At 71.9% G+C, this 16735-nt stretch carries 15 protein-coding genes; 6 read left to right on the top strand and 9 right to left on the bottom strand.

Features of this window, described 5'->3' with window-relative positions; all coding sequences use genetic code 11:
• Positions 1-31: 31 nt before the first annotated feature.
• From BLV76_RS04885 to BLV76_RS04875, 3 genes are all read right to left on the bottom strand, one after another.
• Positions 32-523 carry a SigE family RNA polymerase sigma factor gene (locus BLV76_RS04885; protein WP_090968124.1) on the bottom strand — a complete coding sequence of 164 codons (492 nt, stop codon included), beginning with the start codon at positions 521-523 and terminating at the stop codon, positions 32-34.
• Complete coding sequence (locus tag BLV76_RS04880; protein WP_090968123.1) at positions 520-1422, bottom strand: hypothetical protein; 903 nt, start codon at positions 1420-1422, stop codon at positions 520-522. The genes BLV76_RS04885 and BLV76_RS04880 overlap by 4 nt, the downstream gene beginning before the upstream one ends.
• Before the next feature lie 134 nt (positions 1423-1556).
• Complete coding sequence (locus BLV76_RS04875; RefSeq protein ID WP_090968122.1) at positions 1557-2672, bottom strand: hypothetical protein; 1116 nt, start codon at positions 2670-2672, stop codon at positions 1557-1559.
• A 168-nt stretch (positions 2673-2840) separates the two neighbouring features.
• Here BLV76_RS04875 and fbaA point away from each other — a divergent pair, with 168 nt between their 5' ends.
• The 3 genes from fbaA (at position 2841) to BLV76_RS04860 (ending at position 5474) form a co-directional block, all read left to right on the top strand.
• Entirely contained in the window at positions 2841-3875 is a 1035-nt protein-coding gene (fbaA, locus tag BLV76_RS04870) for a class II fructose-bisphosphate aldolase (protein WP_090968121.1), read from the top strand.
• A gap of 158 nt (positions 3876-4033) precedes the next feature.
• Positions 4034-4678: a GAF domain-containing protein gene (locus BLV76_RS04865; RefSeq protein ID WP_090968120.1), complete on the top strand. Its 645-nt coding sequence runs from the start codon at positions 4034-4036 to the stop codon at positions 4676-4678.
• A gap of 73 nt (positions 4679-4751) precedes the next feature.
• Entirely contained in the window at positions 4752-5474 is a 723-nt protein-coding gene (locus BLV76_RS04860) for a GAF and ANTAR domain-containing protein (protein WP_090968119.1), read from the top strand.
• 10 nt (positions 5475-5484) lie between these two features.
• Here BLV76_RS04860 and BLV76_RS04855 read toward each other — a convergent pair whose 3' ends face one another.
• The 5 genes from BLV76_RS04855 to lysS form a co-directional block, all read right to left on the bottom strand.
• Positions 5485-7032 (bottom strand): DHA2 family efflux MFS transporter permease subunit, encoded by a 1548-nt coding sequence (locus BLV76_RS04855; RefSeq protein ID WP_281246152.1) that lies wholly within the window; start codon positions 7030-7032, stop codon positions 5485-5487.
• A 51-nt stretch (positions 7033-7083) separates the two neighbouring features.
• The gene (gene mctP / locus BLV76_RS04850; RefSeq protein ID WP_245734538.1) at positions 7084-8811 is read right to left on the bottom strand and encodes a monocarboxylate uptake permease MctP; all 1728 of its coding nucleotides are present in this window, start codon (positions 8809-8811) and stop codon (positions 7084-7086) included.
• Positions 8811-9095: a DUF3311 domain-containing protein gene (locus tag BLV76_RS04845; RefSeq protein ID WP_217630263.1), complete on the bottom strand. Its 285-nt coding sequence runs from the start codon at positions 9093-9095 to the stop codon at positions 8811-8813. The genes mctP and BLV76_RS04845 overlap by 1 nt, the downstream gene beginning before the upstream one ends.
• Positions 9096-9193: 98 nt before the next feature.
• Complete coding sequence (locus tag BLV76_RS04840) at positions 9194-9610, bottom strand: DUF3151 domain-containing protein (RefSeq protein ID WP_090968117.1); 417 nt, start codon at positions 9608-9610, stop codon at positions 9194-9196.
• A 100-nt stretch (positions 9611-9710) separates the two neighbouring features.
• Entirely contained in the window at positions 9711-11426 is a 1716-nt protein-coding gene (gene lysS, locus BLV76_RS04835) for a lysine--tRNA ligase (protein WP_090968116.1), read from the bottom strand.
• Positions 11427-11659: 233 nt separating this feature from the next.
• Between lysS and BLV76_RS04830 the strand changes: the two genes are divergently transcribed.
• The gene (locus tag BLV76_RS04830) at positions 11660-12622 is read left to right on the top strand and encodes a helix-turn-helix domain-containing protein (protein ID WP_139306486.1); all 963 of its coding nucleotides are present in this window, start codon (positions 11660-11662) and stop codon (positions 12620-12622) included.
• Positions 12623-12668: 46 nt separating this feature from the next.
• Here the strand turns inward: BLV76_RS04830 and BLV76_RS04825 are convergent, their stop codons facing one another.
• Positions 12669-13583 carry a diacylglycerol/lipid kinase family protein gene (locus tag BLV76_RS04825; protein WP_245734537.1) on the bottom strand — a complete coding sequence of 305 codons (915 nt, stop codon included), beginning with the start codon at positions 13581-13583 and terminating at the stop codon, positions 12669-12671.
• 191 nt (positions 13584-13774) lie between these two features.
• On the opposite strand from BLV76_RS04825, the gene BLV76_RS04820 reads away from it, so the two are divergent.
• Both BLV76_RS04820 and BLV76_RS04815 read left to right on the top strand, forming a co-directional pair.
• Positions 13775-15058 carry an adenylosuccinate synthase gene (locus BLV76_RS04820; RefSeq protein ID WP_090968114.1) on the top strand — a complete coding sequence of 428 codons (1284 nt, stop codon included), beginning with the start codon at positions 13775-13777 and terminating at the stop codon, positions 15056-15058.
• Between the two features lie 143 nt (positions 15059-15201).
• Positions 15202-16734 carry a sialidase family protein gene (locus BLV76_RS04815; protein WP_090968113.1) on the top strand — a complete coding sequence of 511 codons (1533 nt, stop codon included), beginning with the start codon at positions 15202-15204 and terminating at the stop codon, positions 16732-16734.
• Position 16735: the final 1 nt, after the last annotated feature.

The raw sequence follows: 16735 nt of genomic DNA, 5'->3' as shown, positions 1-16735 counted from the left end.
ACGGAATCCACACCCTCGCGGTCGCCGTGCCTCATCTTTGTGCGGCCAGGACCTGCTCGAGGGCGGCCAGCCCGCGGCTGCTGTGGCTCTTGACCGTGCCCTCGGAGATGCCGAGCTCACCGGCGGTCTCGCGCACCGACAGCCCGAGCCAGTGGCGCAGCACGACCACCTTCCGCTGCTGGGTCGGCAGCTCCTGCAGCGCGTCGAAGAGCGCCGAGCGCTCCTCGAGGGGCGTCGGACCCTCGGCGGCCAGCTCCGGCAGCCGGTCGCTGGGTCGCTCGCGCCGCCACGGCCGGCGTGACTCGTCGATGTTGGCGCGCACCATGATCTGCCGGACGTAGGCCTCCTCCCCGCCTTCCGTCCGGATCCGCGGCCACGCGACGTAGAGCTTGGTCAGCGCCGTCTGCAGGAGGTCCTCGGCGCGGTGCCAGTCGCCCGTGAGGGCGTACGCGATGCGGCGCAGGTGGGCCTGCCGGGCAGCGACGAAGTCGGTGAAGGCCTCCTCGCGGTCGTCGCGCCTCATCGCACGCCCTCCCCGCCGGCGAAGTCCTCGCGGACGACACCGGCGATCACGTCCAGCGATCCGCTCCAGCGCCCGATCGGCAGGACCTCGAGCGTGCCGTCGACGACGCGGAGGACGACGACCTGCGTCTCGTCACCGACGCGCAGCCGGGCCAGGCCGGTGAGCTCGGTGCCGGTGCTGAGCTCCGGACCGAGGTCGAGGTCGGTGCGCGCGGTGAGGACGGTGACGGCCGGATCGGCGGCCACGACCTCGCCCGCCCGATCGAGGGCGATCCACTCCTCGGCCGGGATCGTGCTGCTGGGCGAGGTGACGCCGTTGGCGACGTCGAGGGTGTGCTGCGACTGCTTCACGCCCGCCAGCCAGCCGCCGAAGTCACCGGTCGCGGAGTGGGTCGTCATCGAGGTGCCGTCGTCGTGGCCGACGACCAGGGTGTACTTCTCGACTCCGTCGAACACCACCCGCAGGGCGATCGACCGCCCCTGGGTCGCGGTGTAGCCCATCGGGTTGGGCACCCGCTCGAGCACCCGCGAGGTGCGTGGGTTGAGCACGAGCTCGTCACCGCGGTAGACGGCCGGATCGCCCAGGAAGTCGACCGGTCCCCGGTCCTTCGCGACGAGCTCGTCGAGCGGCGTTGCCTCTTCGGGCTCGAGGACCTTCGGCGAGGGGACCCGCGTCGCCACGTGCTCGTCGCTGCCGGACCGGCCGTCGTGCGACGCGACCGTCGCCGTCCAGGCGCCGCCCGCCGCGACGACCACGGCAGCAGCCGCCGCCAGGGAGACCGCCGTCCGGCGTCGCCGCAGCGCGCGCCGACCGTGGGCCACGTAGGCCCCCGGCGTGACGTCCGGTCCGCGGCCGAACGCGTCGTCCAGCTCTCGCTGCCAGTCGATCTCGGTGTCCACCCTGGTCCTTCCGTGCCTCGTTGTCCGGGCCCTCCACTGAGGAGGACGCGGCGGTGTGCCGTTCGGTTGTCAGTCGAGCGGTGGCGCGGCCGGGGTCCGCTCGAGCGCGAAGAGCCTGCGGCCGCTGTGGTCCTTCACCGGACGCCACCCTCGTCGGCCCGGTCCGCCATGAACGCCACGAACTCCTCGAGGGTCCGCGCCCCGCCGGCCTTCGACACCGCGACAGGGCTGACCGAGTCGCCGATCAGCAGCACGAACCAGCGCTGCCCCCGCCACGCGACGAGCGCGACCGCTGACGTGGCGCCGTCGGCCTCGGTGCCGTAGGCCCGCAGGTCGGGGTCGGCCTGCTGCTCGATCACCCGGGCCCCGGGCCCGGCGACGACGGTGGCGTCGGGCGAGAGCGACACGGGCACCTCCGCGGGCTCCGCGCCACCTTCGAGCGCGACCTGGTCGGCCAGCCAGTCGTCGAACCCGCTCCAGCCCGACAGTGACTCCTCCGTCCACGACGCACCGTCGCGGTACACGAGCATCCAGGTCGTCGTCCCGTCCTTGCGCAGCACCAGCCCGAGCGAACGTCGGTCCGCGACGGGGTCCTCCACCCTCCGGACCACGACGACCCCCGGACGGGTGTCGAGCTCGACACCGTCCCACCGGACCAGGCCGCCGAGGTAGTCGTCGTCCGGGCCGGCCGGCTCCGACGTCATGCCGCCGCCCGCGACCTCGGCGCGGACGAACGCGTCGAAGGAGTCGAACAACCCGTCACCGGGCTGGACGCTCGCGCTGCCGCCACCCCCGCCGTCCCACTCGAGCGTCATCCACCAGCGCTCGCCACCCCAGCTGATGTCGAGCGCGGCCGACTCGGAGTCCTTCGCGGGGAAGAGGTCGTCACGCCGCTCGTGGACGACCGCACCGTCGCGGATCTCCAGGCCCGCCGGGCCGGATCGCGCCGGCGGGTCGCCCTTCCGCCAGGACTGCGCGGGCACCTCGTCGGCGGAGGTCGGCGCAGGGCTCGCCGGGCTGCTGCGGTCGATCGCCACCGGGACGTCCGGGCTCGCCGGGTCGCGGTCGGGTGCGGCGCCCCAGGCCACGGCGCCGACGACCCCGGCCACCGCGAGCCCGCCGGCGACCGTCGTGAGCCGGCGACGACGTACGGCCCGGTGGCCGGCCGCCACGTAGCGATCGACCGGCACGTCGGTGGCCGTGCCGAACGACGCGTCGATCTCGTGCTGCCAGTCGACATCAGTCGTCATGGTGCGTCCTTCCCCCGGGGTGAGCCTTCTCCCGCAGACACGGAGCGGGGGACCGTTCGGTTGTCACGTCGTGAGACCGGGTTCGCGAGGACTTCCGGACTGGTGGGTAGCCACTAGGGTTGAGGCGCTCGACGGACCGCACACGAAGCTTCTTGAGGAGATCCACCGATGCCCATCGCCACCCCCGAGGTCTACGCGCAGATGCTGGACGCCGCGAAGGCAGGGTCCTTCGCCTACCCGGCCATCAACGTGTCCTCGTCCCAGACGCTCAACGCCGCGCTCAAGGGCTTCGCCGACGCCGGCTCCGACGGCATCATCCAGGTCTCCACGGGCGGCGCCGAGTACCTCTCCGGCCCCTCGGTCAAGGACATGGTGTCGGGCTCCGTCGCCTTCGCGGCCTACGCCGCCGAGGTCGCGAAGAACTACCCGGTCAACATCGCGCTCCACACCGACCACTGCCCCAAGGACAAGCTCGACGGCTTCGTCCGCCCGCTGCTCGAGATCTCCGCCGAGCGCGTGGCCCGCGGCGAGGCGCCGCTCTTCCAGTCGCACATGTGGGACGGCTCGGCCGTGCCGATGGGCGAGAACCTCGAGATCGCCGAGGAGCTGCTCGCCAAGTGCGCGGCGGCCCACATCATCCTCGAGATCGAGGTGGGCGTCGTCGGCGGCGAGGAGGACGGCGTCGCCAACGAGATCAACGACCAGCTCTACACGACCCCCGAGGACGCCATCGCCACCGTCAAGGCGCTCGGCGCCGGCGAGCGCGGCCGCTACATGACCGCCCTGACCTTCGGCAACGTGCACGGCGTCTACAAGCCGGGCAACGTCAAGCTCCGTCCGGAGATCCTCAAGACCGCGCAGGAGGCCGCCGCCTCCGAGCTCGGCCTGGGCGCCGATGCCCGACCGTTCGACCTCGTCTTCCACGGCGGCTCGGGCTCGACGGCGCAGGAGATCAGCGACGCGGTCGACTTCGGTGTGGTGAAGATGAACGTCGACACCGACACCCAGTACGCCTTCACCCGCCCCGTCGCCGCGCACATGCTCAGCAACTACGACGGCGTCCTCAAGGTCGACGGCGAGGTCGGCAACAAGAAGCTCTACGACCCCCGCGCCTGGGGCAAGGCCGCCGAGGCCGGCATGGCCGAGCGCATCGTCGAGGCCTGCCAGAACCTCCGGTCCGCGGGCACCTCGCTCAACGCCTGAGGCTCGCCGTCGGGCGGTGGCTGAGCCACGTTCCGGGCCTCCCGGACGTGGCCCTGCCACCGCCCGCCGGTGCGTCGTACGTCCCGCACGCGCATCACCTCGCCCGCCGCGCTCCCTGAGGGTCTAGTGTCAGGGCTCCAACGAGAGGGCGGTGCCGGATGTCGCTGGCATCTGCCTTGAATGATGTGTGCCGTCGTGCGGTGGACCGACTCCCCGTCGCGGGGGCGGTGACCCACCTGATGACGCCCGCGGACGCGGTCGGAGTCGGCCCCGTCGCCGCCTCCGACGCACGGGCGCGGTCCATCGGCGACCTGCCCTTCGTCGCGGGCGTCGGCCCGTGCCACGACGCGTTCCAGCTGCGCCGACCGGTGCTGGTCGGCGACCTCGCCGCAGCCGCCGGACGCTGGCCCGGGTATGCCGAGGCGGCGCTGGACAAAGGCGTGCGCGCGGTCTTCAGCATGCCGCTGCAGGTCGGTGCCGTCGGGCTCGGCGTCATCGACCTCCATGCCGACACCGTCGGCATGCTGAGGCCGGACGACCTCGCCACCGCCTTCGCCCTGGCCGACGAGGCGACCCACGTTCTCCTCACCGGCACCGACGACCTGACGGACGCCGGTCTGGACGAGGTCGTCGACCACCGCGCCGAGATCTACCAGGCCCAGGGGGCCCTCGTGGTCGCGCTCGGCGTCAGCCTCGCCGACGCGATGGTGATCATGCGCTCCCACGCCTTCGCGGCCGGGCTGCCACTCGTCGCCCTCGCGAAGCAGGTGCTCGACGGCACGAGCAAGCCGGAGGACTGGTGACGCGATGGCGTTCGGTGGTCTCGGGTCAGGCAATGAGCAGCACTAGAGTGGCAGGAAGAAACGGGTGCGAGCCATGATCGAGATCGACAAGCTCGCCGATGTCTTCGTCGAGGTCGCCGACACGCTGGTGGCGGGGTTCGACCTCATCGAGTTCCTGCACACCGTGGCCCAGCACGCGGCCGACGTGTCGGGTGGGGCGGTGGGACTCGTCCTGGCCGACGAGCAGGGCAACCTGCACTACATGAGTGCCTCCGGTGACGTCGCGCGCGAGCTCGAGCTGCTCCAGCTCGACCTCGGGGAGGGTCCGTGCCTGGACTGCTTCCGCTCCGGCGCCGCCGTCGTGAACACCGACCTCGTGCAGGCCGAGACCTCGTGGCCGCACTTCGCGCCCCTCGCCGTCGGCAAGGGCGTGCGGTCGGTGCACGCCTTCCCGATGCGTCTGCGTGAGCGGGTGATCGGAGCACTCAACGTCTTCGGCGGCGACGGCGAGCTCCTCACGGCCGACGAGGCACGCGCGGTGCAGGCGATGGCGGACGTGGCGACGATCGCGATCATCCAGGAGCAGGCGATCGCGCGGGCCGAGGTGGTCACCGAGCAGCTCCAGGCAGCGCTCAACAGCCGCATCGTCATCGAGCAGGCGAAGGGCGCCGTGGCTCGTGCCCTCGGCATCTCGGTCAACGAGGCGTTCGAGCTGATGCGCGCACGCGCACGGCACACCCGGGTGCCGCTCACGGGCCTGGCCTACGACCTGGTCAACGCGCCGGGGACCATCGAGGACCGCCTCCGCGGGGAGTGACTCGCGCGGGTCACGTGCCCGGACGTACGCCGGCCCGGTGCGCCGGAGACCCTGCGGGCGCCGCGGACTCCGCCGACGTGGCGGCGGGGCGGGCGCCGAAGTGGCGCGGGCGCTCGAAGAACACGACGGCGACCAGCCCGAGCACCAGGACCACCGGCAGGAGCAGCAGCGACTGCGCCATCGCGTCGGTGAACGGCCCGGCGACCTGGGCGGGGAGCGTGCCGCCCGATGCGGAGCCCTCGGACGGCGAGAACGTCAGCCCGTTGGCCGCGAGCCGCGCGTCGATCAGCACCGCGATCGCCGCGGACCCCAGCACGGCGCCGACCTGGCGGGTGGCGTTGTAGACGCCCGAGCCGGCGCCCGCGCGCTGGGGCGGCAGGTTGCGGTTGGCCGTGGTGGCGAGCGGACCCCAGAGGAAGGAGCTGCCGATGCCCATCAGTGCGAACGCGCCGAGCAGCTGCCAGAGCGGGGTCTCCGGGTCGAGGACCGCGACGATGAGGAGCAGCGCGACGCCGAGCCCCACGAAGCCGCCCAGGGTCAGCAGCCGCGGGTGCAGGCGGTCGGTGAGCCGTCCCGCGATCGGTGCGAAGACGATCGAGGTGATCGCCATCGGGGCGAGCAGCAGGCCGGACTCGGTGGGGGAGTAGCCGCGCACCAGCTGGGCCCACAGCATGAGCGGGAAGCCCATCGCGGTGAACGTGAACGAGACGGTGGTGATGGCGAGGTTCGACACCGAGAAGTTCCGGTCGGCGAAGAGGCTCAGCGGCAAGAGGGGCTCGCGCTTGTTGCGTGCCTGCCACCAGACGAAGAGGGCCATGACGACCACGCCCGCGACGATCAGGCGCCACACCGTGATCGGGCCGGTGATCGTGGACCAGTCGTACTGCTCGCCCTCCTGGATGCCGAAGACCAGCAGGAACATCCCCGCCCCGCTCAGGACGACGCCGAGCCAGTCGAAGCGGTGGTCGTTGGTGTCCAGCCGCGGCACCAGGCGCCAGGCCAGCGCGAACGCGACGATCCCGACGGGCACGTTGACGAAGAAGATCCACTCCCAGCCGAGCGTGTCGACGAGCACGCCGCCGGCGATCGGGCCGACCAGCGTCGCCACACCGGCCGTCGCCCCCCACAGCGCCATCGCGGACCCGCGGCGCTCGATCGGGAAGATGCGCGTGATCACGGCCATCGTCTGCGGCGTCATCATCGACGCGCCGAGCCCCTGCGCGACGCGGGCCGCGATGAGCCCCTCGATGGTGGTGGTGAGCCCGCACGCCAGCGAGGCGAGGGTGAACACGGTCAGGCCGACGAGGTAGAGGTTCTTCGGGCCGAAGCGGTCACCGAGCCGACCCGTGATCAGCACCGGGACGGCGTACGCCAGCAGGTAGGCGCTGGTCACCCAGACGACCTCGTTGACCCCGGCCTGCAGGTCCTCGATGATCGCCGGCGTCGCCACGGTGACGATCGTGGTGTCGACCAGGATCATGAAGAAGCCGATGCACAGCGCCACGAGGGCGGGCCAGGGGCTGGTCTCGACGGGTGCCTCGGTGTCGGTGTGGGTCACGGACCCCAGTAGACACCCGCCGACGTGCAGGCCGCTGACGGAGGTCGGTCGCTAGCGCGCGGGGGCGTTGCCGGGGATGTCGTCGGCGTCGCCGTAGGGCTCCTCGAGGGAGCCGTGCTCCCCGAGGTCCTTCTGCACGCGCGGGTCGTCGGCGTCGGCGAAGTAGTCGAACGGGATCGTCTCGTCCTTCCCGTTGGACACCTTCAGGGCCCGGCAGACGGCGGTGACCACGACCGCGACCAGGACGTTGAGCACGAACGCGGTGACCGCGATGTAGCCCATCTTCTCCATGCCCGGGATCAGCGCGAGCGAGCCGCCGAAGTGCTTGCCGGTGACCGGGTTGACCACCTGGTAGGCCTCGACCGTGCCGTAGACCATGCCGACCGCCCAGCCGGCCAGCAGGCCGTAGCGGTGGAACCAGCGCGTGAAGAGGCTGAACACCACGGCGGGGAAGGTCTGCATGATCCAGATGCCACCGAGCAGCTGGAAGTTGATCGCGTTCTGCTTGTCGAGCGTCAGCACGAAGATCAGCGCGAACGCCTTCACCAGCAGCGACATCAGCTTGGAGACCTTCGCCTCCTGCTTCGGGGTGGCGTCCTTCTTGAGCCACTCCTTGTAGATGTTGCGGCTGAACGTGTTGGCCGCGGCGATCGACATGATCGCCGCCGGCACCAGCGCGCCGATCGCGATCGCCGCGAAGGCGACCCCGGCGAACCACGCCGGGAACATGTCCTCGAACAGCTGCGGGATCACCAGCTGCGCGTTGGGCTCGCCGTCGAGCCCGATCGGCTGCGTGCCCGCGGCGATGGCGACCCAGCCGAGCAGGGCCAGCAGACCGAGCACGAAGGAGTACGCCGGCAGGATCGAGGCGTTGCGCCGGATCGTGTTGCGGGAGTTCGACGACAGCGACGCGGTGATCGAGTGGGGGTACATGAACAGCGCCATCGCCGAGCCGAGCGCCAGGGTCGCGTAGGCCCAGAAGGCGCCCGATCCGGGGACGAACGACGAGCTCGGAGCGAGGCCGGCCTCGACGGCGGCCGCGTTGTTGGCGTCCATCTTGTCGCTGGCGGCGCCGAAGATCGCCTCCCACCCGCCGACCTGGCCGGGCAGGTAGATCACCGCGACGATGATGACGAGGTAGATCAGGATGTCCTTCACGAAGGCGATGACCGCAGGTGCGCGCAGGCCGCTCGAGTAGGTGTAGGCCGCCAGCACGGCGAACGCGATGAACAGCGGGGCGTCCTTGGCGACGATGTTGTCGCCACCGCCGAGGCCGGCCACCTCGAGCACCGCCTGGATGCCGACGAGCTGGAGGGCGATGTAGGGCATGGTGGCCACGAAGCCGGTGACCGCGACGGCCAGCGACAGCCCCCGGTCGTCGTACCTGCCCCGGACGAAGTCCGCCGTCGTGACGTAGCCGTGGCGGTGGCTGACCGACCAGAGCCGCGCCATGAAGATGAAGATGATCGGGTAGAGGATGATCGTGTAGGGAACGGCGAAGAACCCGGCCACGGCTCCGGTCGCGAACATCGCGGCGGGCACGGCGACGAAGGTGTAGGCCGTGTAGAGGTCGCCGCCGAGCAGGAACCACGTGATCCACGTGCCGAACGATCGCCCGCCCAGGCCCCACTCCTCGAGGGACTCCAGCGACTCCGCCCGGCGGAACCGGCTGGCCATGAAGCCGGCGACGGTCACGAGCAGGAAGAGCACGATCAGCACGGTGAGCGCGACGCCGTTGACGCCGTCGGTGTCGGCGGCCATGACGGTGATCTGGGGCATCACGTGTCCTCACCGACCTTGTGCGTGGTCTTGCCGCGCGCCGAGAGGGTGAGCCGGTAGGCGGTGTAGGTCAGGGCGGAGCAGATGAACACCCAGAGGAACTGGTACCAGAAGAAGAACGGGAAGCCGAAGAGCTCCGGGTCCACCTTGGCGTAGGACGGCACCCACAGGAGCGCCAGGATCGGCACGAGGAGCAGGACGCCGGCCAGCGCCATCTTGGTCTTGTCGGTGGGTGGCGGGCCCTGCTGCGGGCGCGGCTCTGGAGGTGTGTTCCCGGAATTCACCCGCGCGACACTACTCCCGCGGTGACGACCGTCACCCACCTCCGCGGGTGGCGCGACCAGCGGTCGGGCTGGCGCGCCGAGCGGTTAGCGCGCCGAGGTCAGAGCAACGCGTCGGCCGCGGCGGGGCTCGAGTCGCGCAGGAAGGTCGAGCAGCGGTCCCACTCCTCGGTCTCGCCGATCGCCCGGGCGGCCAGGGCCAGCAGGGCGAGGGAGCGGAGGAATCCGCGGTTGGGCTCGTGCTCCCACGGGACGGGTCCGTGGCCCTTCCACCCGTTGCGGCGGAGCATGTCGAGCGAGCGGTGGTAGCCGACGCGCGCGTAGGCGTAGACGGTCACGTCGTCGGCTCCCGCGTCCTGCGCCTGCTGCGCCAAGGCGGCCCACGCGGCCGGCGACGCCGGGTGACGGCGTACGACCGCTGCCGGCGCGTCGCCGCCGGCCAGCTCGGCGTCGGCAGGGTCGGCGGGCAGGTGCGTGGGCGGGGGACCGGCCATCAGGTCGCCGAAGTTCGAGGTCATGGCGTCAGTGTCTCAACACCGTGCAGGCAGTTCGAGGGCGGTCCGCCTCCCGGCACGCCGGGCGCACGGAGGCATCCGGTCGAACTGCCTGCATGGTGCGTCAGGCGCCGAGGAGCGAGCGGACCTTGGCCGGGCCGAGGGCGAGGACCAAGGTGGGGAGGCGGGGGCCGCGGTCGGCGGAGACGAGGAGGTTGTAGAGCAGCCGGAAGAAGTCCTTCTGGTCGGCCTTGACCTGCTCGGTCGGTGCGTCGTCGAGGCCGAGGCCGCGGGCGACCTTGGGCACGCCGTAGACGACCGAGGTGACCTCGTCGAGGTCGGGGTCCTCGGTGGGCAGGCGGTCGAGGAAGATCCGCAGCCAGAGCTCCTCGTCCTCCGAGAGCGACGCGAGCCGCTCGGTGTCCGGGGTGGAACGGACGGTCGTCCGCTCGTCCGCCGGCACGTGCTCGGCGGTCCACTGCATCGCCAGCGAGAGCCGTGGCTCGAGGTCGGCGACCGAGCCGTGCGGGAAGCCCGACGACTCGATGATGCGCGAGATCAGGTCGGCCGAGCCCGCGGTCACGTCGGCGACCGACGACAGCGTGCGGAAGGGCACGGGCACCGCCGGCGTGGGCAGGCTCCCGGCGGCCGTGGTCGAGGCCCGGTCCCAGGCGAGCGTGGCGACGTCGGACTTCTCCGCCGCCTTGCGACCGAGCGCGTCCCACTCGTCGTAGAGCCGGACGACGGCGGGACCGAAGTCGATGTCGAAGGCCTGGGTCGGGGCGCGGCGGACGTAGAGCCAGCGCAGCATCGGCGCCTCCAGCACGCGCAGCGCGTCGGTCGCGGTCGGCACGCCCCCGGCCGACGACGACATCTTCTGCACGCCGGCGAAGCCGACGAACGCGTAGATCACCCGGGCGGGGGCCTTCCAGTCGAAGATCGACCTCACGATCTCCGTGCCCACGGTGTAGGACGAGCCCGGCGTCATGTGGTCGCGCCCGGCCGGCTCGAAGTTCACCGACTCGTAGGCCCAGCGCATCGGCCAGTCGACCTTCCACACGAGCTTGCCGTCGGTGTCGGTCGACAGGTCGGTGGTGCCGGTGTAGCCGCACGAGCTGCAGGTGTAGGACAGCGTCGTGGTGGCGTCGTCGTAGGCCGTCGTGGTGACGGTGTCGCGCCCGCACTCGCGGCAGTAGGGCCGGTAGGGGAAGCGGGCGATCGCGTCGGCGGAGGCACCGGCCGGCTCGTCGTCCTCGTTGGCGACGGAGTCCGCGAGGTCGGCGGCCTCCTGGTCGGAGGCGTCCTCGGCGGGTGCGACCTTCTTGGTGCGGTGCTGGGCGAGCACCGCCTCGATGTCGTCGCGGCGCGAGACGGCGAGGAGGACCTGGTCGCGGTAGGTGCCGGACTGGTACATCTGCGTCTGCGACACCTCCTCCATCTCGACGCCGAGCGCACGCAGCGACTCCTGCAGCGGGGCCTTGAAGTGCTCGGCCCAGCTGGCGTGGCACTCCCACGGGTCAGGGACGGCGGTCAGCGGGCGGCCGATGTGCTCGGCCCACGACGCGGGGACGCCGGCCGGGACCTTGCGGAACCGGTCGAAGTCGTCCCACGAGTGCAGGTGGCGCACGGGCACGCCGCGGCGGCGCAGCTCCTCGGCGACGAAGTGGGGCGTGATGAACTCGCGCAGGTTGCCCAGGTGGATCGGGCCGCTGGGCGAGGCGCCCGACGCGACGGTCACGAGGTTGCCCTCGCCGGCGTGGCGCACGGCGTCGTCCGCCGCGCGCGTCACCCAGTCGACCGGGGTCCGGTCTTCGTCGCCCTGCTGCCCACCTCTAGCCATGCGCGCAAGGCTATCGGTGGGCCCAGCGGCAGGAGAGAGCGGCGCCGGAGCCGTCCCCCGCGGCGGCTCCGACGCCCCACTGGCATCCGAGTGCGGTCCCTGTGGTTCGACACTGGTGGTCCGGCGCAGTCACCCCCGCGTCCGCGCCGGACCTCCGAGTGGTCGGCAGCATCATGCCAGTGCTGCGGATTCCGTGCGTGGCTCCACGTGGCCACTGGCACTAAGATGCCACCGTGAGCGAGTGGGTGGACGTTTCCGGCCACGCCCGGGTGGAGCACCTCTACCTCCAGGTGCTGCCCGGCTCCGGCCAGACGGTCGAGCAGGTCGCCGCCAGCCTGCTGCTCAGGCCGGACCGCTTCCTCGAGCAGGTCCGGCCCCTCGTCCGCCTCGGGATCCTCGAGGTCGAGGACGGCGTCCTCCACGTCGCCGACCCGGTCACCGCGACCCGGATCGTCCTCTCGTCGCAGTCGAGGGCGCTCGAGCGCACCAGCCGCGAGATCGCCCGGATGGCCGAGATCATCCCGCTGCTCACCGACGTCCGCGAGCCCCCGCGCGACAGCGCCGAGGCCATCGACGGCGACATCTCGGCCGAGGGCGACGTGCCGGCGCTGATCACCGGCTGGATCCGCGAGAAGCGCGGCGACCTGTCCTTCCTGCGGCCCGACCAGTGGCGCTTCCCGAGCGAGTCGGAGATGGCGGTGGCGGTGAGCAACGCCGTGCGCGAGGGCTTCCGGGTCCGCGCGATCTATCCGGCGCGGGCGATGACCGAGGCACCCGAGATGCTGCGCAAGCGCGCCGAGATCGGCGAGGAGATCCGGTTGGTGCCGAGCGTCTTCACCCGCCTGGTCGTCGTCGGCACCCGTCGCGCGATCCTCCCCGAGCCGCTCGGCGTCGGCTCCGACCGGCGCACCGTGATCCGCCAGCAGTCCATCGTCGGGATGCTGCAGGCGTACTTCGACGAGCTGTGGGAGACCGCGAGCCGTGTGGACGCAGGCGCCGGTCGGCTCGCCGAGCTGGACCACCGCCGGATGCTGCTCGCCGAGCTCGCCGACGGGGTCAAGGACGAGCAGATCGCCCGCAACCTCGACGTCAGCCTGCGCACCGTCCGCCGTCGCGTGGCCGCCCTCATGTCCGAGCTCGGCGTCGACACCCGCTTCCAGGCCGGCGTCGAGGCCGTCCGCCGCGGCTGGCTCTGACACCCCGGGTGCGCAGCCCGCGGCGACCAGCGCCGCGAGCCGGGGCTCAGGCCGGCAGGATCATGGAGTACGCCGCCCGCTCGAGGCGCCAGCTCCGGCTGCGCTCGGGGCCGGAGATCTCGCCGTCGGCCGACAGCCAGAACTCGTCGCCGCTGACCTTGACGCTGGTGCCGCGCAGCGACAGGACGTCGTCGCGCTGGTCGTGCTCGCCCTTGCGCAGGCGCAGCACGTAGCCGAGCTTCGCCAGCGGCTCCACGGCGCGGCTGACCATCACGTCGAGGAGCCCGTCCTCGGTGTCGGCGTCCGGGTTGAGCTCGGTGCCGCCGCCCACGTTGCCGCCGTTGCCGATCGCCACCATCAGCACCGGGGTGTCGACGTCGTTGACGACCTTGCCGTCGAGCTCGACGCGCAGCCGCCACTCCGGCGGGTGGAACGCCGACAGCGCGGCGCCGATCGGGTAGCCGAGCTTGCCGAGGTTGACCTTGCCGACACCGACGGACCCGAGCCGGGACTTCCAGCGGGCACCGCGCCGGCTGGCCTGGGCGCCGACGCCGACGTGGACGTTGTTGACCACGATGTTGCCGGTCTCGTCGATGATCAGGTCGACGGGTCGCGCCTCGCCGGAGAGCACCAGCCGCGCGGCGTCCTCGATCTCGAGCGGGATGTCGTTGCCGCGGGCGAAGTCGTTGCCGGTGCCCATCGGGAGCAGCCCCAGCGTCGTGTCGGCGAGCTCGTGGCGCTTGTGCAGCGCCGTGATGACCGCGTGCATGCTGCCGTCGCCACCGGCCACCACGACCGTACGGCCGCCGGCGCGGTGCAGGACACCGTCGAGCTCGCCGGGGTTGGACGTCCTGGCGACCTCGACCGACGCCTCCTGGCGGAGCACGCCGAGGGCCAGGGCGAGGTTCTCCTCGTCGGAGGTCCCGGCGTCGGAGTTGGTGATCACGAGGAGGGACTGCACGCCCGGGACAGTAGCCCACCCCTCCGACCGCCGGGTCCACCCGCAGGGGGCACCGTGGGCAGCGCACGGGCAACCCGCCCGCGGTGCGGTAGCGTGGCGTCGCAAGAGCCCCGGCGCCTTGTGCCGGGGCTGTTTGCATCTCGACCGAGACAACTGCCGAATGATCTGCCGAAAGACAGAGGAGGGCTGAGATGCCCGCGATCGTCGTGCTCGGAGCCCAGTGGGGCGACGAGGGCAAGGGCAAGGCCACCGACCTGCTCGCCACCACCGACCCCATCGACTTCGTCGTCCGCACGAGTGGCGGCCACAACGCCGGCCACACGATCGTCATCGACGGCGAGAAGTACGCCACCCACCTGCTGCCGAGCGGCATCCTCACGCCCGGCGCCACCTCGGTCATCGCCAACGGCGTGGTCGTCTCGCCCGAGGCGCTCTTCCGCGAGCTCGACGGGCTCATCGAGCGGGGGGTCGAGGTCGCCGACCTCAAGGTGAGCAGCAACGCGCACGTCATCGCGAGCTACCACGCCACGATCGACAAGGTCACCGAGCGCTTCCTCGGCAAGAACCAGATCGGCACCACCGGGCGCGGCATCGGCCCGGCCTACGCCGACAAGATCAACCGCGTCGGCATCCGCATCGCCGACCTGTTCGACGAGAAGATCCTCGCGCAGAAGGTCGAGGCGGCCCTCGACGTGCGCAACCACCTGCTGACCAAGGTCTACAACCGTCGCGCGATCGAGGTCGAGGCGGTGGTCGAAGAGCTCACGTCCTACGCCGACCGGCTGCGGCCCATGGTCTGCGACACCTCGCTGCTGCTCAACCAGGCGCTCGACGCCGGCCAGACCGTGCTCTTCGAGGGCGCGCAGGCCACGATGCTCGACGTCGACCACGGCACCTATCCGTTCGTCACCTCCTCCAACCCGGTCGCCGGCGGCGTCTGCGTCGGCGCCGGCATCGGCCCCACCCGCGTCGACCGGGTGATCGGCGTGATCAAGGCCTACACGACCCGCGTCGGCTCCGGCCCCTTCCCGACCGAGCTCTTCGACGACGACGGCGTCCAGCTCCAGCAGCTCGGCGGCGAGATCGGCGTCTCGACCGGCCGCACCCGTCGCTGCGGCTGGTACGACGCCGTCGTCGCGCGCTACGCCAGCCGGGTCAACGGCCTCACCGAGTTCTTCCTGACCAAGCTCGACATCCTCGGCGCGTGGGACCGGATCCCGGTCTGCGTGGCCTACGAGATCGACGGCGAGCGGGTCGAGGAGATGCCGATGACGCAGACCGACTTCCACCACGCAAAGCCGATCTACGAGTACTTCGACGGCTGGAAGTCCGACATCTCCGGCTGCCGCTCCTTCGACGACCTCCCCGACAACGCCCGGGCCTACGTCCGGGCCCTCGAGGAGATCTCGGGCGCGAGGATCTGGGGCGTCGGCGTCGGTCCGGGTCGCGAGCAGACGGTGGTCGTCCACCAGTAGGGCTCCACCCGCGACCGAACCGCTGAAGCGGGTCGATCCGGACGGATCGACGCGTGCCGGGGCGGGATTTGCGGGTTAACCCTCTCCCCGGCGGGCGGGCGGATTCCTAGCGTGAGGGGTCCACCACTCACCAGGAGCTCCCGTTGCGCGCACCTTCTCCGAACCGCCCCCGCGCGGTCGTCCTCACGTCCGCGGTCGCCCTCGCCCTGATCGCCGGCACCGGCACGGGCGCCGGCGCGGCACCCGCCGCGAGCCCCGCGTCGTACGCCGCCAAGGCACTGCCCGCCGACCCCACCACGGTGGTCGCGGTGGCGGGCGCCGGGCAGTCGTTCGGCGGCCCGGCGGCCCTCACCACGGCGGCCGGCACGTCGCTGCTCGGCTACTACCGCCAGGGGCCCGGAGTCGCCCGGACCCTCGAGCTGCAGCGGCAGGTCGGCACCGGGAAGTGGGCTCCGGTCGCGCTCGCGCAGGGCGGCCTCGACACCTTCGGCGTCCCGTCGCTGGTCGAGGACCCGGCGACCGGGCGGGTCCTGCTGACCGCCTCGGCGAACGCGTCGGGCGACCTGCCCGGCACGCTCGGCACCTACCTGTGGTGGTCGTCCGACCAGGGCGTGACGTGGTCCGGTCCGACCAAGGTGTGGAACTCCTTCGGCGTCGGCGACGCCGCGCCCGACGGTGACGGAGGGTTCTGGACGACCGTCGGCGAGACCGACGCGCTCATCGCGCACGTGCCGGCGGACTACTCGATGCAGGTGACCCCGTCCGGCGCGATCCGGCTGACCGACAAGCTCGGCAGCCGGGGCGCGACGGGCCTGGTCACGGCCGGTCCGGCGCGGACGCCGGTCCTCGGCTTCTTCACGACCGCCGGCATCTACGCGCACCGCGGGGCGACGTACGACACCATGCTCGACACCCAGGTGTTCGGGGCGGGCAGCCTCGGCAGCCTCCTCGGCGTCGCGGGCGACACCACGGGAGCGGCCCTCGCCACGTCGCACACGCCGGCGTACGCCGCCTCCGGCACGACCGCGCTGTGGGTGCGCGGGCTGGACCCGGCCACCGGGGCGCTGGGTGCCGAGCACCGGCTGAGCACCGGTCAGGCCCTGTTCTTCCAGCTGCGCTCGCTCCCGGGCGCCGGTGGTCTGGCCGCGATCTGGCGCGACAACGGCGACAGCGACCTCTACGTCGCCCGCGCGAGCGGCGGCGCCGACGGCACCTGGACGACCAGCCGGGTGATCGACGACGCGGCGGATGCCGTCAGCTACTACTCGCACCTCGACGTCTCGGACGGCTGGGCCGTCGGGCTCGGCAACCGCGACAGCGACTCCACCGCCGTCGTCTGGGCGGCCGAGGCCAGCCCTCGGACGATCGAGCCGGTCCTGACGCAGAAGGGCCGCGCGGCGTACTCCTCGAAGAAGGGCACCCTCACGATCCGCGCGACGACCAACACGCCGGGCACGATCAAGGCCGTCGCGACGGTCGTCGCACCGGGCCGCAAGCCGATGAGGGCGACGAAGTCGGTGAAGGCCAAGGGGTTCGGCACCTACACGACGAAGGTGAGGCTGCCGAGGTCCGCGCGGGCGCTGCTGAGGTCAGTGCCGAAGGCGCGGATCACGCTGACCGTCACCTTCGCCAACGGGGCCGGCAAGACGAAGGTCAGGCCGGGCGTCAGGGCATGAG

The sequence above is a fragment of the Nocardioides exalbidus genome (genome assembly GCF_900105585.1).
Classification (GTDB): domain Bacteria; phylum Actinomycetota; class Actinomycetes; order Propionibacteriales; family Nocardioidaceae; genus Nocardioides; species Nocardioides exalbidus.
The sequence above is the reverse complement of the archived record's forward strand: the minus strand, read 5'-3'. Positions and strand labels throughout refer to the sequence as shown.